The organism is Afipia massiliensis (assembly GCF_014203115.1).
GTDB classification, from domain to species: Bacteria; Pseudomonadota; Alphaproteobacteria; order Rhizobiales; family Xanthobacteraceae; genus Afipia; species Afipia massiliensis.
On the sequence record NZ_JACHIJ010000006.1, the window covers coordinates 261,414 to 283,117 of the forward strand.

At 62.9% G+C, this 21,704-nt stretch carries 19 protein-coding genes; 8 read left to right on the forward strand and 11 right to left on the reverse strand.

Annotation, left to right across the window (positions count from 1 at the left end; translation table 11 throughout):
- Positions 1-171 precede the first annotated feature (171 nt).
- Entirely contained in the window at positions 172-549 is a 378-nt protein-coding gene (locus HNQ36_RS20800; RefSeq protein WP_184088273.1) for an Hpt domain-containing protein, read from the forward strand.
- Between the two features lie 265 nt (positions 550-814).
- A complete protein-coding gene (locus HNQ36_RS20805) occupies positions 815-1,135 on the forward strand; it encodes a 2Fe-2S iron-sulfur cluster-binding protein (protein ID WP_046827083.1) in 321 nt (106 codons plus the stop codon).
- Here the strand turns inward: HNQ36_RS20805 and HNQ36_RS20810 are convergent.
- From HNQ36_RS20810 to HNQ36_RS20835, 6 genes are all read right to left on the reverse strand, one after another.
- Positions 1,126-1,338: a hypothetical protein gene (locus HNQ36_RS20810; protein ID WP_184088275.1), complete on the reverse strand. Its 213-nt coding sequence runs from the start codon at positions 1,336-1,338 to the stop codon at positions 1,126-1,128. The two genes, HNQ36_RS20805 and HNQ36_RS20810, sit on opposite strands and share 10 nt — an antisense overlap.
- Before the next feature lie 10 nt (positions 1,339-1,348).
- The gene (locus HNQ36_RS20815) at positions 1,349-4,072 is read right to left on the reverse strand and encodes an Ig-like domain repeat protein (protein WP_184088277.1); all 2,724 of its coding nucleotides are present in this window, start codon (positions 4,070-4,072) and stop codon (positions 1,349-1,351) included.
- 377 nt (positions 4,073-4,449) lie between these two features.
- Positions 4,450-6,492 (reverse strand): autotransporter domain-containing protein, encoded by a 2,043-nt coding sequence (locus HNQ36_RS20820; protein WP_184088284.1) that lies wholly within the window; start codon positions 6,490-6,492, stop codon positions 4,450-4,452.
- A 194-nt stretch (positions 6,493-6,686) separates the two neighbouring features.
- Positions 6,687-7,643: a helix-turn-helix transcriptional regulator gene (locus tag HNQ36_RS20825; protein ID WP_184088286.1), complete on the reverse strand. Its 957-nt coding sequence runs from the start codon at positions 7,641-7,643 to the stop codon at positions 6,687-6,689.
- Between the two features lie 91 nt (positions 7,644-7,734).
- Positions 7,735-8,697, reverse strand: a complete 963-nt coding sequence (locus tag HNQ36_RS20830) for a helix-turn-helix transcriptional regulator (RefSeq protein WP_184088288.1) — start codon at positions 8,695-8,697, stop codon at positions 7,735-7,737.
- A 90-nt stretch (positions 8,698-8,787) separates the two neighbouring features.
- Positions 8,788-9,231 carry a thioesterase family protein gene (locus HNQ36_RS20835; protein ID WP_184088290.1) on the reverse strand — a complete coding sequence of 148 codons (444 nt, stop codon included), beginning with the start codon at positions 9,229-9,231 and terminating at the stop codon, positions 8,788-8,790.
- A gap of 184 nt (positions 9,232-9,415) precedes the next feature.
- On the opposite strand from HNQ36_RS20835, the gene HNQ36_RS20840 reads away from it, so the two are divergent.
- Positions 9,416-10,444 carry an NAD(P)/FAD-dependent oxidoreductase gene (locus HNQ36_RS20840; RefSeq protein ID WP_184088292.1) on the forward strand — a complete coding sequence of 343 codons (1,029 nt, stop codon included), beginning with the start codon at positions 9,416-9,418 and terminating at the stop codon, positions 10,442-10,444.
- Positions 10,445-10,624: 180 nt separating this feature from the next.
- On the opposite strand, the gene HNQ36_RS20845 is transcribed toward HNQ36_RS20840, so the two are convergent.
- Both HNQ36_RS20845 and HNQ36_RS20850 read right to left on the reverse strand, forming a co-directional pair.
- Positions 10,625-12,676, reverse strand: a complete 2,052-nt coding sequence (locus HNQ36_RS20845) for an SGNH/GDSL hydrolase family protein (RefSeq protein WP_184088294.1) — start codon at positions 12,674-12,676, stop codon at positions 10,625-10,627.
- Between the two features lie 203 nt (positions 12,677-12,879).
- Entirely contained in the window at positions 12,880-13,938 is a 1,059-nt protein-coding gene (locus HNQ36_RS20850) for a lysylphosphatidylglycerol synthase transmembrane domain-containing protein (protein WP_184088296.1), read from the reverse strand.
- A 408-nt stretch (positions 13,939-14,346) separates the two neighbouring features.
- Here HNQ36_RS20850 and HNQ36_RS20855 point away from each other — a divergent pair, with 408 nt between their 5' ends.
- Positions 14,347-14,853, forward strand: coding sequence for a YciE/YciF ferroxidase family protein (locus HNQ36_RS20855; protein WP_184088298.1), 507 nt, complete (start codon positions 14,347-14,349; stop codon positions 14,851-14,853).
- Between the two features lie 98 nt (positions 14,854-14,951).
- Here HNQ36_RS20855 and HNQ36_RS20860 read toward each other — a convergent pair whose 3' ends face one another.
- Positions 14,952-15,389, reverse strand: coding sequence for a hypothetical protein (locus HNQ36_RS20860; RefSeq protein ID WP_184088300.1), 438 nt, complete (start codon positions 15,387-15,389; stop codon positions 14,952-14,954).
- A gap of 110 nt (positions 15,390-15,499) precedes the next feature.
- On the opposite strand from HNQ36_RS20860, the gene HNQ36_RS20865 reads away from it, so the two are divergent.
- Complete coding sequence (locus HNQ36_RS20865; RefSeq protein WP_184088302.1) at positions 15,500-16,111, forward strand: hypothetical protein; 612 nt, start codon at positions 15,500-15,502, stop codon at positions 16,109-16,111.
- A gap of 163 nt (positions 16,112-16,274) precedes the next feature.
- Here HNQ36_RS20865 and HNQ36_RS20870 read toward each other — a convergent pair whose 3' ends face one another.
- Together HNQ36_RS20870 and HNQ36_RS20875 are read right to left on the reverse strand one after the other, a co-directional pair.
- Positions 16,275-16,700, reverse strand: coding sequence for a universal stress protein (locus tag HNQ36_RS20870; protein WP_046827074.1), 426 nt, complete (start codon positions 16,698-16,700; stop codon positions 16,275-16,277).
- A gap of 141 nt (positions 16,701-16,841) precedes the next feature.
- Entirely contained in the window at positions 16,842-17,375 is a 534-nt protein-coding gene (locus HNQ36_RS20875; RefSeq protein WP_184088304.1) for a SixA phosphatase family protein, read from the reverse strand.
- 179 nt (positions 17,376-17,554) lie between these two features.
- Between HNQ36_RS20875 and HNQ36_RS20880 the strand changes: the two genes are divergently transcribed.
- The 3 genes from HNQ36_RS20880 (at position 17,555) to HNQ36_RS20890 (ending at position 21,666) form a co-directional block, all read left to right on the forward strand.
- Positions 17,555-18,961, forward strand: a complete 1,407-nt coding sequence (locus tag HNQ36_RS20880) for an NAD(P)/FAD-dependent oxidoreductase (protein ID WP_184088305.1) — start codon at positions 17,555-17,557, stop codon at positions 18,959-18,961.
- 184 nt (positions 18,962-19,145) lie between these two features.
- On the forward strand, positions 19,146-19,658 hold the full coding sequence (gene msrB / locus HNQ36_RS20885) for a peptide-methionine (R)-S-oxide reductase MsrB (protein WP_184088307.1): 513 nt from the start codon (positions 19,146-19,148) through the stop codon (positions 19,656-19,658).
- 184 nt (positions 19,659-19,842) lie between these two features.
- Positions 19,843-21,666: a flagellar hook protein FlgE gene (locus HNQ36_RS20890; protein WP_184088309.1), complete on the forward strand. Its 1,824-nt coding sequence runs from the start codon at positions 19,843-19,845 to the stop codon at positions 21,664-21,666.
- The last annotated feature ends 38 nt before the right edge of the window (positions 21,667-21,704 follow it).

A 21,704-nucleotide genomic window follows, 5' to 3' on the forward strand; every position in this document is an offset into this window, starting at 1 on the left:
TTTAAGAAATCAACAGTTTTCAAAAGCACTTTGGTATTTCTAGGCGGCGGCACGGCGAAAACATGGCTAAATGATGGCGAATGGCTGATACATTTCGTTAACCATTGGTGTGATTGCTTGAGGGTGTTTTCCGCCGGTTGACCCGGCGCCGTCAGCAATCTCGGATGTGTCATGTCACTCAATTTGGAGCGGTTGAACTGGATGCCGTCGCCACCGCTCGTTCCGGAAGACTCCGCCATCGATGTCCAGCATCTTGGACGCATGACGCTCGGCGAAGCCGCGCTTGAGGCCGAAGTTCTCGCGCTTTTTTCGGCCCAGAGCGGGGAGCTGGTTACCCGGCTCAAAGCCAACCCGCCTGACGCCGCCGCACTGGCGCATACGCTGAAGGGGTCCGCACGCGCCATCGGCGCTTTCCGGGTCGCGGAAGCCGCTCTCGGCGTCGAAGCTGCCATGAAGAACAATGGCGACGTGGCGAGCGCGATCACTCTGCTGCAGCAGACTGTCGAGGAAGCCCAGGTCACCATCGGACGGATGTTGAACCGGTCCTGACCGGCGTTTCCGCACGGCTTTTATCCCCCGGCAGATCCAGTGTCCCGTATCCGACGTTCGCTTCACTCTGCAGCAATTTCCGAGCGAACGTCGGATACGAAGGGACACTGGCAAACTATTGGTTCTAGTGATCCTTTGGTTCTGCCATTCGTAAAGGTGCCTGCTAAAGATATGGTACGAATGGCAGAACCGGATCACTAGCATCTGGCGGATTGACCCGTTATAGGACTGCTCAATCTGAATTATCCGGGCAGCACGACAAATCATGGTCAAAATCAACTTCACCGATCACACAGGCACAACCCGTTCCGTGGACGTGGAGGCCGGCGCGACCGTGATGGAAGCGGCGATCCGCAACGCCATTCCCGGAATCGAGGCTGAGTGCGGCGGCGCATGCGCCTGCGCGACCTGCCATGTGTATGTCGATGAAGCCTGGCGTGAGAAGGTCGGCTCGCCGACGCCGATGGAAGAGGACATGCTCGATTTCGGTTACGACGTGCGGCCGAATTCGCGCCTGTCATGCCAGATCAAGGTTACTGACGATCTCGAAGGCCTCACGCTGACGACGCCGGAACGTCAGGCGTAGTTCGCGTCATCATCCGCCGCATCAGCCGGCGGTGGATTTTTTCCGGCGGCGATCCATTCGGCGACCGCCGTCACCAGGCCGACGATGAAAACGGCGATCACGACACGCGTGTCCGCCTGCATCAGCATCGCAACGACGCCGAAGATCCAGATCGCGCCGGTCAGCCGGAGCGCAATTGCAAGCGATGGCGGCATGTTGTGCATGGCCGCGACCTCAGAATGGCATCGACGCGCGGGCGCGATAAGTCCAGAGAGCTGCACCATTGCTGCTGCCGAGTCCGCCACGCTCCGCGCCGACGGATATCTGCGCGCCGTTGGCAAATTTCAAATTCGCGCCGCTCGCGACACGTGCCGACCAGCCGTCAAGAATGGCGGCTGACACGGTTGCGAGGCTGGCCACCGGCACGGCGGCGCTGTCGCTGTTGAAGTAATAGTCGCCGTACAATCCGACATACGGCGCGACGGCGACCGAAGACCACATCACCGGATAGGCGAGCTTGAGTCCGCCGCTGGCGCGGCCGGTGGAGAAGTCGCGTGCCGATTGCAGCGTGCCGAGCGTATCGGTGTAGGCGTTCTCGTGCTCCCACAACGCGTATACGCGCGCAGACGGTTCGATCTGCAGTCCGTGGCTTTCATAGGTACCCGTCAATCCGCCCGACACCAGCCAGCGATTGCCGTTGAAGGTGCCGGAAGCTGTGCCCGCGGTTCCGTCATAGCCGATGCCGGAATAGCCGACCGCTGCGTCGAAGCGCAGGGTCTGCGTGATCTTCCAGCCGAGATAGCTGCCGACGGTCCAGCCGTCGCCCTTCAGGCGGCCCTGCAATTGATCCGAACGATACTCAAATGTCTCGTAGCCGCCGAATGCGCCGATCAGGAAATTCGGCGCGAGTTTGCGCGTGAGACCGGCAAGCGCATTGATCTGGTTGCCGTAGAGCGTTGAGGGGGCACCCGTACCGCTGCTGCTCCATCGGTCGAGCGTCGCACCGCGCACTTCAGCCCAGCCGAGCCACTCGCGCTGTTCGGTAAAACGCCGCGGCGCCTTTATTGGCGAGGCATAGGCGAGGGCGCCGAACGCATCCTCGACGCGCGACGACTTCGTTGACGTTACGCCGCCCGCCTGCGACGAACTTGCGCTGCCAAACGGTGCGGAGGAGCCGACGCTCGATGACGCTTTCTGGTCGTCGTCACGGCTCTCGGCGGAAAAGTTGAAACGGATACCGCTGTTGTTCGGGCTGACCAGCGATCCGCCGCCGTCGCTGAAACCTTCAGCGATGGCATTGTCGATTGCGCCAGAAATCGCCTGACCGGAGAACTGGCTCACCATGGGCGTGGCCATGGCCTGGAGTGCGCGCAGCTTCAAACTGTCCGCGGGAATGTTCACCGATTGAACCAGTGGCGATGACGTGCCGCTCGTAAAGCCCGGACTGCCGCTGAAACTGGCCGTGATGGTGTGACTGCCCAGCGTAAGCGCCGCCGTCGTGAGCGTCGCCACGCCGCCGGTGAGCGCGACGGTGCCAAGCGTCGTTGCTCCGTCCATGAAAGTCACCGTACCGGGCGGCGTTCCGCCCGCGCTTGTGACGGTCGCGGTGAAGGTCACCGGCTGGCCGACATCGCTTGGATTCTTCGATGATGCCAGCGCCGTTGTCGTGCTGGAGAGACTGATGGTCTGGGAGAGGACCGGAGATGTCGAGCCGTTGTTGTTGGAATCGCCGCCATAGACCGCGGTGATCGAGCGCGCACCGGGCGTCAGGGCGCTTGTGGTCAGCGTTGCCTGACCCGTGCTCAATGTGCCCGATCCGATCAGCGTCGCGCCATCAAAGAACTGCACGGTGCCGGTAGGGTTCAGGCCGGTGACGTTCGCGGTGAAGGTCACCGGCAGGCCGAACGGGCTCGGATTGGCGGATGAACTGACGGAAGTGCCCGATGTCGCCTGTCCTACGGTGAACGGACCGGTGATCGTTGCATTGGTGTAGTTCGTGTCGCCGTTGTAGGTCAGGGCCGTGGTGAAGTTCGTGGCGGTCGCATAGGTGTGCGTGGTGCTGGCTGTGCCGCCACTGAGCGTGAGGACAGCTGGGGATGAGCCGTCGCCGAAATTGAGCGTCGCCGTTCCGGTCGGAGTTGGCACACCCGATACGCCGGAGACCGTGACCGAGAATGTCGAAGCCTGACCGGCAACACCGGGCGACGGCGATATGTTGAGACTTGGCGAACTGGCTGCCTTGTTGACGGTTTGCGTGAGGCTTCCGGAACTGGTGACATAGTTGGTGCTGTCCCCGCTGTAATTCGCGGTCACGCTCTTGCTGCCGGCGGTCGCATAGGTGTGGGTTGCGGTTGCGGTGCCTCCGCTTAGCGTCACCGTCGACGAGTTGCCGTCGCCGAAATTGATGGTCACGGTGCCGTTCGGAGTGCCGTTCGATGCGGTGCCTGTCACGGTGGTGGTGAAAGAGACCGATTGTCCCGCGACGCTCGGGTTTGGCGTCGCCTGAACTTCGGTGAGGCTGGCATTGGCCGGGCCCGGCGTGCAGGCGACCGTGATCCAGTTCGCACCGCCGCCTGAACCGCCATTGTAGATATAGGCGGTAATGGCGGACTCATTGCCCGCCGCGGTGAGCGTGAAGGTGGAGAAGTTCGTCGGATTGGTGCTCTCCGCGCGCCGTTGGCTGCCGTCCGTGAACACCAGATAGACGTAGTTCAGCGTGCCGTCATTGGTGCGGGCTGTCGTGGTCAGCACGTCGCCGGGGCTGAACCGCTTGCCGGTGATGGTCTTCCAGGCCATCGGTGTCGAGGTGGACGCGGATAAGTCGAGTTCGCCGTTGTTGACCGCGTCACAGCCTGCGGACGCCCATGCGCCTGAGGCCGCCGATACGGCCAGAATGCCGCCAGCCAACAGGGCGAATGCGGCGCGCTTGATCGCCGCGATCCTCTCAACGCACCCCATGCCCCACCCACTACTCGATGCTCCGTCGCCGACCGGGCGACTGAGACCTCAGCGTGGAACGTGTGGCAGATCGATTTGGGGTCGTCTTCTCACTGAGCGCAGACGCCATATTCTGGCGGATGAATGTCGAATCTTTTCAGCGCTGTGGCACGGCAGTCACATGCCCGGCCAAGTGAAATTTTTACGTGATGGCAAAGGGACGCTGAAATACGAGAGCAGTAATTCTTACGTCATGAAAATCGACGCGAAGCCCCGCCTGTGTGCGGGGCTTTGTAGGCTCCATGTGGCAGATCGGCGCGCGCCCGTCTTCTCATTGCGCGCAGACGCACAACTCAGATGCGGGAAGGTAAACGCGGCACTTCGCGCCGCCGATGCGCTCAGAACGTCTGGCTGATGCCGAGGCGCGAGACGTAAGTGACCACCTGACCGGGCGTGAGCGACGCGGTGACTGACGCCGTGACCGCGCCGTTCGTCCATGCGGGCAGGCGCACGCCGCCGCCGACCTCAGCCCAGTCCCTTGCCGACGACAGACCGGGCGAGGTGAAGGCGAACTGCGCATCGACCAGCGTGCCGGTGATGTTCGCGCCCTTGCCGCTGTCGAGGCGGTGGCCCCAGGCCGCTGTGCCCCACACCCAGCTATTCGGTGCGAAGGTGTAGCGCACGTCACCGCCGACGCGCGAGACCTGCGAGGTCGAAATGAAATCATCGAAATTCGAGGCGAACACGCCATTGGTTTCGCCGTAACCTCCGAAGCGCGTTTCTGCGAATGTGTAGGAGGCGAACGGCGTCACCGTGACCTGCGGCAGAACCGCGAAGCCCCAGCCGATGCGCGCGGTAGCGCCATAGCCGTTGCCCGACGCCGATCCGGTCGACGATGTCGGTGTGACGCCGTTGAGATAACCGCGTGTGATGTCACCCGTCAGTGCGATCAGGCTGCCGCCGAGCAGCCATTGCAGGCCCGTGTTCGGTGTGCGTGCGATGAATGCGCCCACCGCGCCGCCGAACATCTTCGCGTTGCCGTTATTGACCATGTCGGTCTTCACATAGTTCGCCGATGCCGAGAAGCCGGCGACAAGACCGAACGGCAGATCGGCGGTGAGGCCGAGCGTGCCCGATGCAATCGGGTCGCTGTCGTAAGCGCCATAGCCGAACACGGAGTAGGGCGTGCTGCGGCTGCCCTGAGTCTGATACGCCTGTGTGGCGTATTCCTGCATCGTGCCGAGCGTGCCACCGATCGCGGCATTGGCGGTCTGTCCGACGGCGGACTGGCCTGCATAAGAACTGGCCATCTGGTCGTAGGTCGTCAGACCCTGACAGATCACGGACTGGCAGCGCGCGATGTAGTAACCCTGCAAGACCCTGTTTTGATCGGTGAGATCGCCGATGGTGATCTTGCCATCGGCAGACATGGCTTTCGCTGCACCGAGAACCATGCCGGGGCCCGGACTTATGCCCCTCGCGGCCAGCAGATCGGACAGCTTTTGCATGCCAGTGGCCTGCGTCCAGCGAAATGCAAACATAGGACCAGTATTAAGGGGGGCGTCGTTACTGATGCCTGCGACAATGGCGCCGTCGGCACTGACAGCCGAGGCAGAGGACCAAACGCCACCGGGCAAAGTGCCGAGATCCTGCATGCCGGTGGCCTGTGTCCAGCGAAAGGCGTGATAATTGCCTGCGCTATCCGCGACGGCATTTCCGACGATCACAGAGCCATTGGCGCTGGCGGCGTTGGCAAAACTGTTTTGTCCGGGCGCCGTTGGCAGAGAACCGAGGCCAACCATGCCGGTCGCCGCGGTCCAGTACATCGCCTGGTATGAAAAGCCACCCGAGGGGGGATCACCCACGTAGCCGACGATTGTGGTCCCATCCGCGGAGATGGCACTTGCATTGCTCGATCTATAACCCGACAGGAAACCGAGGCCCGTCGTGCCCGTGACCTGCGTCCAGCGAAAGGCCTGTCGAATTCCGAGGTCACTCACCGCAAATCCCGCGACGACATTCGTGTCGGCGCTCATGGCGGTGGCGAAGCTTTCGTTATAGTTCTGAAGCGAGCCGCCGGGTCCGAACGCGGTGCCGGTATGAAGATCGGTAAAAACGCCGTCTGCATAACGGATCGCGTGGCCGGTGACATTGTTCGGCCCCTGAAATTGCCCATAACCGACCCAGACCGTTCCGGTGTCGTTGATGGCCGAGATGCTGGTCTGGAGAGTCGGGTCGGCGAACGCTGGCACCAGGCTGTAGGTGCCGTTGCTGTAAATCCAACTGCGATAATTCCCGGCACCGCCATCGGTAACGCCAAAAAGGAAGCGCCCGTTACGGCTCATACCCCAGAGCTCGAAAAAGCTGCCAAGCCCGGTGCCAGTGAGGACCTCGATCCCGTCTCGCGCCGATGCGACGGACGGGAGGGCGAGCGCGGCCATCGCCGCGCTCGCAAACAAAGCGGCGCGCCATCGTGTGCGTGTTAAAAGTCCAGCCCCGGCCATTGACGGCTCCCCAACCCGGTAATGGCCCTACCAAATCGGGAGAAAGCCGTCTTCTCATTGCGCGCAAACGCGCTGTCCGGATGCTGAAAAGTAGAGTCTTTTCAGGGTTGTGTCGCGGGGGCCGCTAGGATTCACGCGTTGAGAGAATTCATCCGGACATCGCCTGGCGTCATGCCGTAGGCGCTGCGGAAAACGCGGTAGAATGTCGCGATGCTGTCGAAGCCGCAGGCATAGGCGATCTCGGCGACCGAACGCGCCGGCATGGTTTGAAGCTGCCGTCGCGCTTCCTCCAGACGCATCGCCGTCAGCGTGCGTGCGAACGACAGGCCGGTGGGCTCGAACAGCACATGGACCTGCCGAAGTGAAATAGCGATCTCTGCCGCGACCGTTGCTGGCGACAAATCCGGGCGATGGAGATTGCGCTTCATGATTGCGCGCGCCGCGTGGAGATATCCCGCGCGCAGCGCCGCGCGGCTTTCCGGCAATCCTGTCGCAAGGCGTCCGCGCGCCAGCAGGGCCAGCCGCGCGATGTGCTGAACGTCGTCTTCAGGAGAGGCGGCGGGTTCATGCGGGTCTGACAGCGCGGCGAACATCGCCGCGATCAGGCGCGTGAATTTCGTATTGCCATCGAGTGTGCCGGGAGCGAGATCGTGCGCGCGTGCGCCCAGCAGGATATCGCTGCTCAGCGGAATCTTCAGCGTGCGGAAGTGAAAGCCGTCGGAACGTTCCGGTGTCCCCATGAACGGCTGCTCGGAGTGGCTGACGGTGAAGTCGCCTTCGCGAATGCGATGAACCTGGCCGCGCCCGATATCCACATAGCCCGGCCCGCGGATCTGATATCCGATGCTCAGGCTGTTGCTTGCCACGCGTGCGATGTCGGCGGGTGTGCGGCCGACGCGGTAGGACGATGCGGTCATCTCGGCGACAACGGCATTGCCGATCGTGACGGCGGAAAAGCGGCCGTGGAAATTGGCGCGGCGCTCACGCTCCAGTTCGATGGTGACCCCGAACAGGCTTTTGCCGCGCACCTCGCACCAATGGTCGAAGCGGTCCTGCGGACGCAGGTCGTCGGTGGAGAAGCTGATCATGCGTGCCGTGCGTGGGAGGCTGGAACCGGTTCAGAATGGCAAGACGGCAAGGAATTGTCCAATGACAACGGCGGCCGGGCGGTGCGACAGGCTATTGGCGATCCGTGGCGGCCTTGATGTCGCGGGGCGTTATGCCATAGGCCGCCCGGAATACGCGGTAGAAGGTCGACAGGCTGTCGAAGCCGCAGGCAAGAGCGACGTCTGTTACTGCAAGCGCCGGCGCCGATCGCAGCAGCCGGCAGGCCTCCGCGAGCCGCATCGCCATCAAGGTGCGCGAGAAGCTGGTGCCCGTCGGCTCGAACAGGATGTGCAATTGCCGCACCGAAATCCCGAGCGTGCCGGCCACGTAGTCCGGTGACAGCTTCGGGTGGTGCTTGTCGCGCGCGAGGATGTTGCGGGCCGCCTGCAGAAATCCGAACCGCAGCGCGGCGCGGCTGTCCGGCGATCCCGCCAGGACGGAGCCGCGCGCCAGCAGCGCCAGTTGCGCGAGATGACCGACGGCAAGATTGCAATCGGCTTCGGGATTTTGAGTGCTGTCCGCCACCAGCGCCGCGAACGACGCCGAGATCAGCAATGTCAGGCGCGGGTCGTCACGCAGGAGCGCGGGCGCCAGATTGAGCGACGGGAATGCAGGCGCCGCGCGCCCGGCCAGCGGGATTTTCAGAATGCGCAGATCGAAGCCATGGGCCGTGATCGGCCGGGTCAGGTAAGGCAGATCCGAATGACTGATGGCGAACTCGCCGGCCCGCACCACGAACTCGCCGCCGGCGTGGCTGTTGAACCAGCTTGAGCCGCCGGTCTGCTGATAAATGCAAAGACTGTCGCTCGAGGCGCGGGAAATATCGCTGGCGGTGCGCGACACCTTGTAGGGCGACGCCTGCATCTGGCTCAGGATCGCGCCGCCGGCGGGTCTGGCCGAGAACTGCCCCCGGAAGTGCTGGCGTTCTTCCTGCTTCAGCGAGATCGTCACGCCAAACAGGTTGCGGGCGCGCACTTCGCACCAGTAATCGAACCGCTCATGTGGACGAAGGTCGTCGGTCGAGAAGGTGAGCATGACGGATGTTTGCCCCGTTAGCCTCGAACTTGGCCCGAGCTTTAGAGGCAGACGGTTGCCACGGCAACATCAATCGCTGTGCAGGTTGGCCTAGGTGAGCAACAGCCAGGGCTGAAACCGCTCGATGATGTCGGGGGTCAGCGGCGTCGGCTTGCGGGTCTTGGCATCGACCAGGACGGTAACGGCTTCGGCGGAGGCCGTGCAGACGTCGCCGGCAAACACCACCTGCTGGAATGTCGTTGAGGTGCGGCCGAGCTTCGAGACGCCGATGCCGAGTTCAAAGCTTCCCGGCCAGTGCATCTCGGCGCGGAAGTCGATCGCCAGATGCACCAGCATCCAGCTCAGGCCCTTCGGCATCAGGCCGCGGTCGCCGCTGCGCAACAGCGTCACGCGCGCTGTCTCGAAATAGGTCGCGTACACCCCGTTATTGACGTGCTTGTTCGGATCGAGGTCGCCGTAGCGGACGTTGTCAGCCAGACGGAAGGGATAGTTTTCAAGCTTGAATTGCGGTTTCGGGCGGATCGGTGCGTTCACGTCTTCAGTCTCCGGTTTGAAGCCTGCATAGCGGGAAATGTCGCCGCCTCACAAGGTGCCGGGATAGCAGGCAGGCCCGAATATGGCTTCCCCCAAACGGCTGTCTTGGCTAGACAATGCCCCTAAAAGCGGCACCTTCCGCTCCCGCACCCCGATCTCCCTCCGTCACCAGACCGGAACGAGCATGACCGACACGATCAAAACTGATGTCCTGATTATCGGCGCAGGCCCCTGCGGACTGTTCGCCGTGTTCGAACTGGGCCTGCTCGACATGAAGGTGCATCTGGTCGACATTCTCGACAAGCTGGGCGGTCAGTGCGCGGAGCTTTATCCGGAAAAGCCGATCTACGACATTCCGGCGATTCCGATGGTGACCGGGCAGGGCCTCACCGACGCGCTGATGGAGCAGATCAAGCCATTCAATCCGACCTTCCATCTCAACGAAATGGTCGAGACCATCGAGAAGATCGGCGACCCGCTGTTTCGGGTGAAGACCGACGCCGGGCAGGTGTTTGAGACCAAGGTCGTGGTGATCTCGGCAGGCGGCGGCTCGTTCCAGCCGAAGCGTCCGCCGGTGCCGGGCATCGAGGCCTATGAAGGCACCTCGGTGTTTTATGCCGTGCGCAAGATGGAGCAGTTCCGCGGCAAGGATCTGCTGATCGTCGGCGGCGGCGACAGCGCGCTCGACTGGGTGCTCAACCTTCAGCCGATCGCCCGGCGCGTCACGCTGCTGCATCGCCGTGACGATTTCCGCGCAGCGCCGCACAGCGTCGATCAGATGCGCAAGCTCGTTGCGTCCGGAAAGATGGATCTGAAAATTGGGCAGGTTACTTCGCTTGAAGGCGCCAACGGCATGTTGTCCGGTGCGACGGTGAAGGGCAACGACAACGAAATCTCGAACGTCGAGTGCGATACCATTCTGCCGTTCTTCGGACTGACGATGAAGCTCGGCCCGGTGGCGAACTGGGGCGTCAAGCTCGAGAACAATCTGGTGCCGGTCGATACCGAAGCGTTCGAGACCAACGTGCCCGGCATCTTCGCCATCGGCGACATCAATACCTATCCCGGCAAGCTCAAGCTCATTCTGTCCGGCTTCCATGAAGGCGCGCTGATGGCGCAGAAGGCGAGCCGCTACGTCTTCCCGGACAAGCGCGTCGTGTTCCAGTACACCACGTCGTCATCGAGCCTGCAGAAGAAGCTCGGGGTGAGCTGAGCGGATAGGCCGACGTTAGCTGCGTTGTTTCAATACTCACTGCCGTCATCACCGGGCTTGTCCCGGTGATCCACGTCTTCGCTTTGTCGATTGCAGAAGAAAGTCGTGGATGGCCGGGTCATAGGCGAGCGAAGCGACGCCGTCCTGCAGACGGCTATGCCTGGCCATGACGCTCTGATGCTATCGCTGCAGCGGTACGGTCGGCGCAATCGGCTCGCTGGTCACCGGATTTTCGGCAAGGCCGAGCCCGAGCACCGACATGGCGGCGGGGAGCGCCGCATCCGCCATTGCGGCGTGGCCTTCGGCGGTCGGATGGATCGCGCCGCCGTACACCGCGGACAACACACCCCACGTCGCATCGTGAATGTCGCCCGGCTGGTTGGTCGGAGCCTTTTGTGCCTGCGGATAGGTCATCGCCGTGAAGTAGCTGTCGTTGGCGTCGCGGACCCAGCGTGCGCGCGGCGCGTAGGCGCGGAAGTCGCTGGCGGCGGCGCCGCAGACCAGCGGATTGTTCGCGGCGTTGACGATGTCATTGGAAAAGCTCTCGCCATTGGCTGAGAAACATTCCCGGTCGAACGGCGGATCGGTTTCCGCGCGCGCACAGAAGCCATGGTTGGCGAAGGCCTCCTGATGCTGATCGACGAAGGTCATGCGGTCGCGGGTGCGGTCGCCGCACAGCACGCCGCCGCTGCACTGAGCGAGCCGCTTGATCTGCGGCAGGAATTCGCTCTGCACGAAATTCGTCACGTCGGCGAGGCGCTGCGGATCGGCATTGAACGACGGATGAATGTCGAAGCCGGCGCGGCCGCCAGGGCAAGGCGCGCCGTTCACGAGCGACGGGTTTGCGTAAGACGTGTAGATGACGCGCGCGAGATCGCCGCCGACGAGTGGCTTCAACGCCTGACGCAGCTTGCTGAAGTCCTGCGGCAGTTCTCGTTGCAAGGTGGAGCGCGCTTGATCGACCGAACTGAGCACGCCGGTGCGCCGTGACAGCGCGCGCTCGGTTTGCCGCTCGACGATGACGTCAGCGACCAGTCCCGAAAAGTCGATATCGTTGGCGCCGATGGACAACAGGATGAGATCGAGCCCACGGTCCGGCTGCCGCCGCGTGGCCGCAGTCAACGCCTCGCGCAATTCCGAGATCTGCGCGTTCACCGTGCCCTGACAGGTCAGACCATTCTTGCCGACCACGCATTCGCGGGCGCGCTGCGATCCGAACATGCCTTCGTCGATGGTGGCGCCGGTGCAGGCCAGCGGCAGATAGGTCACCGCGATTTGCGGGTTCTGCGCCGCCAGCGCAATCGCCATGCGGGTCTGGTAGCTGTAGAGCGAACGGTGACACGCCGGGTTGAACCACTGCGCGCCGGCGCGCTGCCAGTTCTGCAGGCTCATGCCGTCGGACGTATCGCAGGCGCGCGCGCCCTTGAAGCCGGCGCGGCCGGGGCGGAAGTACATTCCGGCGGGGCCGCCGAGGTAGGAGCGGAAGCAGAATCCTTCATCGGAGAGCGTCACCGGCCGGTCGGGATTGCCTTCGCCCGATGCGATGGAGTCGCCGAGGCCTGCGATGAAAATATCGCGCACCGCGATCTGCGTCGTGACGCGTTGCGGCGCATCCGATCCGCTCGAGACATCGACGGTGACGGGGGTGGCGCGGCCGTAACGGACACGCAGGTTGATCGGTTCGGCGCAATCGAGCGTCGATTGCCGCGGCGGATCGCCATCCTCGAAGGTCCATGCGCAGACCGCACCCACCGGCACCTCGCCGGCGAGGCGCACGGTGACCGGATGATCGACCGGCGTGAGATAGCTTTCCTTCACGCCGTCGCGGGTGCAGGGCTCGCTGACGCGACCCGCTGCGTCGATGCACAGCCGTCCGAGCGTGTTGCGCGCCCAGCCCCGGCCGTCGCTCTGGGTCGCCAGCGCCTGTTCGGCGGCAAGGATGTTGCGGCCGCTGAGCGAGTCGACCTGAAGCTTAAAGTCGCGCTCCTCGCGAAACAGCCGGAAGCGGTTACGGACTTCCCAGGAAATCTGCATCGTCGTGCTGAGTTGCACGGCGGGTGGCTGTGCGATTGGCGGCTGTGCAAGCGGCGGCTGGGCGACGGATGGGGCAGCGGCGGGAGGCGTTTGCGCCATCGCAGGGCTTGCCATTGCGCCCCCGAGCACGGCGACGAAAAGCGCCCCGATAAAGGGCCTTGCCCTCGGCGACGGACGGGTGACGCGCAACTTGATCATGCAGGTTTGAAGCCGACGGATGAGGCCAAAATGTGGGGCAGAGCGCGATCAGCAAAAGTGGAGACCGGTTTTGCGTCCGATCGCGCGCTCACTTTTGAAGGGCGCATGATCTTATCGCCAAGCCGCTACACACTTTGACGGATCATGCGCCAAAACTTAGGTCAGGCCTCGAAACCCCACAAGCCACATCTTTGTGCGCGGAATTATTCCGCGGCCTGCTTGGTGTTCACCGGCTGCGAGGGCGGCGTCTTGGCGACCGCCGGCTGCAGTTTCCGGCTCTGTTGCCACGGCAGGATGACGCTCAGCCACAACTCCCGGATGCCCAGGATCGTGATCGACGTGGCGAACGGGATCAGGAAGTACAGAATGCGGAACACCAGCAGGGCCGCGAGCAGTTCCTCCTTGCCGAGCATCGGCAGGCCGATCAGCATCGCCGCGTCGAACACGCCGAGACTGCCCGGCGCGTGGCTGGCGAAGCCGAGCAGCGTGGCGAGAATGAAGACGACGGAGAGCGTCACGAAGTCGAGATTCGGGCTGGACGGCGCCAGCAGGTACATCGCCAGCGCGCAGAAGGCGAGATCGACGACGCCGATCAGGATCTGCAGCACGGTGAGTGGCGCGGACGGCAGATGGACCTTCCAGCCGTCCTTGCCGAGTTTGCGGCGGCCATGCCCGGTCGCGATCCATGTGAGATACGCGGCGATGCCGACGAGCAACCCGGCGCCGATCAACTGGTTGACGCTCTCGGGCAGCAGATCGACCGCCGATGCGGCGGCCGGATGCCAGATCATTCCGATGCCGAGCACGAAGGTGTTGCCGAGCCAGAATGTCAGGCCGGAGATGAAACAGATTTTGGCGACGTCGATCGCGCTCAGGCCCCAGTCGGAATAGATCCGAAACCGGATCGCGCCGCCGGTGAAGACCGTGGCGCCGATGTTGTGGCCGATGGTGTAGCTGGTAAAGCTGGACAGCGCGGCGATGCGATAGGGGACGTGCATCTTGCCGATCGTGCGCAGTGCGAACAGATCGTAGAACGTCAGGGTGAAAAACGCGCACAGCACGCACAGCGCGGCCAGCGCAATCTGGCCATGCGACTTTTCGGCGAGCGCCGTCAAAACCATCGCGGTGTCCACACCCTTGAGGGTGCGGAACAGATGCATGATCGCAATGGAAACAATCGCGACGCTGGCGACGATCCCGAGCCGTTTCCAGCCAACTCGTTCCCTGAAAACACGCCCAAGCGCGCTCAACAATTGTTGCATTCGTCCTCCCGGCAGGGCGCGAAACCTATAGAAGCCGATTGAGGCGACAGTGAGCAAGCGGCTGCGGCGGTACTCATACGCGAAATCCCGCGCTTGGAAAATAGGGCGGTTGTGCAGCGCGAATAGCGGTTAACGCTGGGAAATCGGGGCCGATGGCCGTCATCTGCGCTTCATATTGGGCCGGCTCTGCGGTGATCCGGTCAACCCCATGTGGGGAATGAACACGGTGTTTGAAAGGCCGGCGGTCGTTTCGTTCGATCGGCCATTGTCGATTCTTCGCATCGGATTTTCAGGAACATCGGCCAAGGCGCGCCGTTAGACAGCCATCACGCTCAAGCGCATTGGCGGGCCATCGCGATGGAATGGCGGCGTCATCGCGCTCCCGAAATTCTCACAGAGGACACGGCGATGGGACTGTTTACGAAAGACATCAAGACCATGGACGATCTGTTCGTGCATCAGCTTCAGGACGTCTATTACGCCGAGAAGCAACTGGTGAAGGCGATTCCGAAACTCGCTGAAAAAGCCAATGACAATCAGCTCAAGCAGGGTTTTCTCAGTCATCTCGAGCAGACCAAGACTCACGTCACCCGGCTCGAGCAGGTGTTCCAGATGCACGGCGTCGAACCGAAGGCTGTGACGTGTCCGGCGATCGACGGCATCATCAAAGAGGCCGACGAGGTCGCCGGTGAAGTCGAGGACAAGCAAGTGCTCGATGCCGCGCTGATCAACGCGGCGCAGGCCGCCGAACACTACGAGATCACGCGCTACGGCACGCTGGTGACCTGGGCGAAGCGGCTCGGCCGCGACGACTGCGCGGCGGTGCTGCAGAAGACTCTCGACGAGGAAAAGGAGACCGACCGGAAGCTGACGCAACTGGCCGAAAGCGGCATCAATCTCAAGGCTGCCAGCTAGGGCGCCCGCTTGCCGTGGTCCGTCAAGGATTGTGAGGCAAAACGCCGCGCCGGTGCAAACCGCGCGGCGTTTGCACAAGCGACATCAGTTTCGGTGCATCAGTTTCGGCGTAGAGCGAACTGCGCGCCGCAAAGCGACATCACCGCACCAAGACCCAGCGCGGCAAGACCCGCCAGGGCGCCGGACAGGGACGGGATCGGGCTCGGTGCAGCCGCCGCCTGACCGGCGGCCGCCAGCATGATAACGCCGACGGCAATCAGGAATTGACGCAGGCGCAGCGAGATCCGGCCGGAGACCGCGCTGTTCATCAGCGATGCCGAAATGAAGCCCGCGAGAAACGCCACCGTGCCGATCAGCCACCATGCGAGCGCCGCCCGCGCAGGGATCAATTCCGGGACGTTGCTCCGCCACAGATCGCCGAGATTGAGATTGAAGCGCTGGATGATGATGTGGATGCCGAGCGCCAGCAGCACGCCGAACAGGACCGATCCGGCGAGAACGATATGGCGGGAGAAATAGACGGGCTTGGTGGCCATCAGGTGTTTCGTCCGGGCGCGGCGGGCTGCTATGACTTGTAGAATGACGGCTAGCTGCTGCGCAAGCGGGGCCGGATCGCGGTCGTCCGCGGCGCCATTGAAGGATTTTCATGCTCTCGCAGATGTTCAACGCCGGGCGTGCCGGCCCCGAGACAGCCAGTGACGGCACGCAATACATCTTCAAGCCGTCGCTGGTGGGCGGAGCGGCGCAGTTCGATCTCACCGACGACGGATTGTCGTGGCAGGTGAGGGGAAAGCAGGGCGTGTGGCCGCTGGAGAAGATCGCGGCCATCCGTCTGTCGTATCGTCCGGTGTCGATGCAGTCGCGGCGGTTTCGCGCCGACATCGAGGACACGCGCGGCGAGCGCGTCACGATTTATTCGACAACTTGGCACACCGTCGCGCTGATGTCGCCGCAGGACAACGGCTACCGCGCGTTCATTGTCGAACTGCACCGCCGGCTTGCGGCGGCTGGAAGCAACGCGGTGCTCATTGTCGGCATCAATCCGACGATCTACCTGGGGGGACTGTTTGTGGTGGCGCTTGTCGGCGTCGCGATGCTGGGATTGCTGATCCGCGCATTGGTGACGGGTGAATTCGGGGGCGCACTGTTTCTGCTCGGATTCGCGGCGCTGTTCGGCTGGCAGATCGGCAACTTCATGCGCCGCAATCGGCCGCGCGGCTACACGTTCGAGGCGTTGCCCAAGGAAGTTTTGCCGTAACTGGAAGTGTTGCCGTAAGAGTATGCGTTCAGCTCGGCCGGGCATCGTTGGCCGGCCCGGCCAAACCTCAGCCGCCCGATGATGGGGATCACCTTCCGGCGGCGCGCGACCATAGCTGACGACGCTGTCGGAGAGAAGTCAGTCCGGGTCACGAAATCGCGCGTTAGTGCCGCACCACGAGCACCGAACATTTCGCATAGCGGACGACGTGTCCGGCATTTGAGCCGAGAAAATAACTCTGCATCGACGGGCGGTGCGACGTCATCACGATGAGGTCGGCGCCGATATCGGCGGCTTCTTCGAGCACCTCGTGATAGATGCCGCCCTGCCGCACGACCACCGAGATGCGCCGGCTTTCAATTCCGGATTCGCGTGCGACGATCCCCAGCGCTTCTTCCGACGACTGGCGTTGCTGCATGTCAAAATCGGGCGGGACATATTCCGCCAGCATCACCGGCGTCATCGGCATCACATTGACCAGCCGCACGGTGCCGCCGGAGGATTTCGATAATGAAGCCGCCGTCTCGATGGCCGGCTTCGCAAGATCGGTATCGGCAAGGTCGATGGGGACGAGGATGGACTGGAACATCGGTCTCTCCGCTCGATGGATCGCTTACGATGAAGTCGTTGGCGGCAAGATGCAAGGTTGGCAGGCAGAGCATCCGAGTTACGCCGGCTGATTTTCAGCTGGGCATGATCTGATCCGAAAACCGGTTCCCACTTTTCGGGATCATGCCCCGTCCGACCATTCTCTCAAAAGCTTGGGACTGGCGAAGCGTTCGAGCCGCCCGCTGCGGAAACCGACATCGCCCCAGTCGTCGGTCTTGAAATCGATCACGACGATGCCCGCGGTCGGCAGGTTGGCAGCCAGTGCGTGCCTCCCGGCCGCGTCCCCGCTGGCGACCAGCGCAAGCGCCAGTTCATGCAGGCCGGGATTGTGCGCGAGGATCATCAGGCATTGTGGGTCGGCCTTCGCCGCTCCGTGAACAGCTCTCAGCAGTTCGGACGGATCGGCCCCGTACAGTTCGGGCAAATGTTTGACCCGCACGGACGGCATCGTGGCGCGAAGCAGGTCCCATGTTTGCTGGGTACGCGTTGCGGTCGAGACCAGCACAAGGTCGGGGCGATAATCTTCAAGCGCGAGCCAGCGGCCGATCTCCACGCTGTCATTGCGGCCGCGCTCGTCGAGGCGGCGATCCTGATCCTTGCCGGAAGGGGCGTCCCGCTCGGTCTTGGCGTGGCGGAGCAGGATCAGGCGGCGCATGTCGCGATCTCATGTTCGGTCTGCGTGGCAAGCGTTGAAAACGTTGCCAGTTTTGAATTGGTGCACTAGGGCACGGCGCGGAATAGTGTACAAGCTTACGCAGAACCTGTGACGGGCGCGAGTGCCGTTACACCCAGAAAACAAACGCGTCACGGCCTGCGCTTTTCGGAACAATCGGCATGGAAGAATCTTCTGCAAATCCCCCGGCTGACGTGTCCAGCCGTCAGGGGCTGACGTTCGATCTCGATGTCGATATCTGCGTCATCGGAGGAGGGCTGGCCGGCCTGACCATGGCGCTTGAATCGGTCCGCAAGGGCGCGAGCGTGGCGGTACTCGAAGGCCGCAGCATCGGCTGGAACGCGTCCGGCCACAATCTCGGCACCGTCATGCCCGGATACGGCGTCGCGGCTTCCGACCTGATCGAGCGTGTCGGCTTCGAGGATGCGCGTCATCTGTGGACGCTTGCGCAAGAGGGCGCGGATTATGTCCGCGCCACCGCGGCCCGCATGCAGGGCATTGCGCTGACGGACGGCGCGCTCGAAGTTTCGAGAATAGATGCCGGCGACGAACTCATCAGCCGATTGCAGACGCTCGGCGAGGATTTCGGCACAGAGGTCGAAGGCTGGCAGACCGATCGTGTGCGCGAAGTGCTGAAGACGGATCGCTACTTCCATGCGATTCATTTTCCGAAGGCGTTCCAGATCGACGCGCGGTCCTATGTTCATGGTCTCGCGGCGCTCGCCGAAACCGAAGGCGTGCGGATCTTCGAGGATACGCCGGTGGTCGGCATCGATCCGGCCGGTATCCGCAAGCGCGTGTTTACGCCATCGGCAAAACTGCGCTGCTCTCATGTCGTGCTTGCGGGCAATGCACATCTCGGCGCGCCCAGCCAGCGTCTCACCGCAACGCTGCTGCCGACCTGGCGTTATGCCGCGTTGACGGAGCCGCTCGGCGAACGACTTGCCGGCGCGGTGGCTTTTCAGGGATCGGTGAGCGACACCCACGGCATCGATCATTTTCGCATCGTCGATGGCGACAGGCTGCTGTGGTCCAGTCCCGAGACGACATGGCAGGGCGATCCGCGGCGTTATGCCAAACGCATCGAGAGCCGTATCGCCGCGATTTTCCCGAGGCTCGGGCCGGTCAAGATCGCAGACACCTGGGGCGGGATGTTCGGTCAGACGGTGCATGGCATGCCGCAGATCGGCGAAGTTCAGCCGGGCCTCTGGATTCTCAGCGGCTTCGGCCGTCAGGGACTGAACACGACGGCGATGGGCGGTCAGCTTCTCGCGCGGAGCATTCTGTCGGGCGATGATCGCTGGCGGCTGTTTTCGCCATTCGAACTGGTGTGGGCCGGCGGATCGGCCGGGCGCATCGCGGGACAGGCGATCGATCTATGGACGCGCGGCCATTCCGCCGCAGCCGGTGCACTGTCGCGATTCCGCGAACGCGCCCGCAGCCGGGAACAGGCGCGGGAATATGCCACGGAGGCGCGGATCGCATCCGCCAAGGCGCAGGCCTCGGTTGCGCGGCAGCACGCGTCGGCGGCGATGCATGAAGATCGCCGCGGTTCGGGCGGCGCCTAGCGCGCGAACGAAATCGGGTGAATAACCCGCCGGCGGCGGGGTTATCGAAGCAGGCGCGTCTGCACGGGCGTTGCCGCCTCGCGGGAAAGTGAGCCTGCCGTGAGGGCGATGCTGTAACTTTCCGCGACATGGATCGTAGATCGTGATGGACAGCCTGTTTCCCGATTTGCACGGAGCTTTGACGATGATCGACCGCCGTATCCTGCTCGCATCCGCGATGAGTCTCGCTGCGTTCTCGGCATTCCGCTGGCTTGGCCTCGGCAACGCCAGCGCTGGCGAGAAATCCGCCGCAAAATTCGAAATCGAGAAGACTCCGGAGGAGTGGCGCAAGCAGTTGAGCGCGGCTCAGTATAATGTGCTGCGCGAAGCCGGAACCGAGCGCCCGTACTCGAGCCCGCTGAACAAGGAAAAGCGCAAGGGAACCTTCGCCTGCGCGGGTTGCGATCTGCCGCTGTTCGCGTCCGAGACGAAGTTTGAAAGCGGCACCGGCTGGCCAAGCTTCTATCAGGCGCTGCCGAACGCCATCGTCGAGAAGTCCGATCGCACCATGATGATGGTGCGGACCGAAACCCTGTGCCGACGCTGCGGCGGCCATCTCGGCCATGTGTTCGACGACGGCCCGAAGCCGACCGGACTGCGCTACTGCATGAACGGGCTGGCGCTGACGTTCAAACCTGCGGACGGCTCATCGACCTGATATCGCGCGGCAATTCTTGCCCGCTAGGCAATTGTGCCCCGGTCATCTGGCCGGGGCATTTCTTTTAAGTGGCTGATTTTGCTTGCTTAACACTGTTGGCACAGAGCTTGCGATCTCTTCTTCGAATGCGGCCGTGAACGTTGGGCACCGGTAGGCCGCCCGGATCGAAGTTGGAGATAATGTAATGGGTCTCTTTGGCGCTCTAAACACATCCGTCGCGGGTCTTCGTGCTCAATCCTACGCGCTGGAAAACATCTCCGGCAACATCGCGAACTCGCAGACGACCGCTTTCAAGCGCATCGATACGAGTTTTCTCGACCTCATTCCCGAGACCGGCAACAACAACCAGCTTGCCGGCAGCGTTGCGACCTCATCGCGCGCAACCAATACGGTGCAGGGTGACGTTCAGAAGGCTGCCGTTGCCACCTACATGGCGATCAGCGGCGACGGCTTCTTCGTGGTTCAGAAGCCGGGCAGCTTCACCGACAACAACCCGATCTTCAACGGCGTCGACAACTACACGCGCCGCGGCGACTTCACCCTCGACAAGAACGGTTATCTCGTCAACGGCGCCGGTTACTATCTCGAAGGCCTCCCGATCGATCCGACGACAGGCAACGTCACCGGCAGCAACCCGCAGGTTCTGAAATTCGGCGGTGACTTCCTGCCTGCCCAGCCGACCACCACGGTAACCTACCGCGCCAACCTGGCTGCATATCCGCTGACCACCAAGCACGATAAGTCCGTTCCGGGTTCGGAACTGATCAACGTCGGCGATTTCACCACTAATCCGAGCACGGTCGGTACGCCGCCGCTGCCTTACCTCGATAACGCGGCCAGCGGCACGCCGGTCAACAGCGCGCTGACCACACCGACCAGGATCAACGGTTCGACCGCGCTGTCGGGCGCGGCGAACACCAACTCGCTGGCGGCAGGTTTCGCAATCGGCGACACCATTACCGTCAACGGCAACACCATCACCTTTACCGCCGCATCCACGGCGCTGCCCCCCGGCGTCAATGACGCAACAAACATCCCGATCGACAGCACGGTCGATCAACTGCTCGACAAGATCGACGGACTGAGCGGGAACGCGGCACTGAATTCGACGGTCACCGCCGGCGCGGTCTCGCTGCACACCGGCCTGACGAGCAACCTCACGGTCAGTTCAAGCAACGCGACCGCCTTCGCCGCTCTGGGCTTCTCGGGCCCTGTGGCCGTGAACCGCCTGGGTGGCGGTACGGCGGGCGCCGGAGTGGTCATCGGCTCCGACGCGGCGACATTCATTTCACAATCGATCGCGGGCGGCGCCACCACCGGCTACGACATTTCCGGCTCGCCGGTGAGCATCCAGTTCCGCTGGGCCAAGATGGACAGTTCGACGCTCGGACCGGGCCATACCGATAAATGGAACATGTTCTATCAGGTCAATCCGAATGCGACGGGCACCGCGACGGCCTGGCAGAATATCGGCACCGATTTCTCCTTCAGCGCGAACGGTCAACTCACGCCGGCGGTTGCTTCGGTCGTCCTCACCACACCGAACATCAACGGCATCACGCTCGGCGACGTCACCGTCAATTTCGGCGTCAGCGGCCTGACCTCATTCGCCGACGCGAACGGCAATGCACAGGTCAACGAAATTCGCCAGGACGGCTTCCCGGCGGGTTCGCTGCAGACGGTCGCGATCGGCGATAACGGCCGCGTGGTTGGCAGCTATTCGAACGGCCGCAACATCGACCTCGCGCAGATCACGCTGGCGACGTTCAACGGCGCGAACTTCCTCAAGCGCATCGACGGCGGCGCGTTTGAGGTGACTGACCAGTCCGGCGCCGCGATCTTCGGAAAGAGCGGTTCGATCACCGGCTCGGCGCTCGAAGGCTCGAACAGCGACATCGCCGACGAGTTCACCAAGCTGATCGTGACGCAGCAGGCCTACTCTGCGAACACCAAGGTCATCACGACAGCAAACACCATGGCGCAGGATCTGCTGAACGTCCTGCGATAGTCGCGAGCGTACCGTCGCGTGATGCGACCTGAGATGGG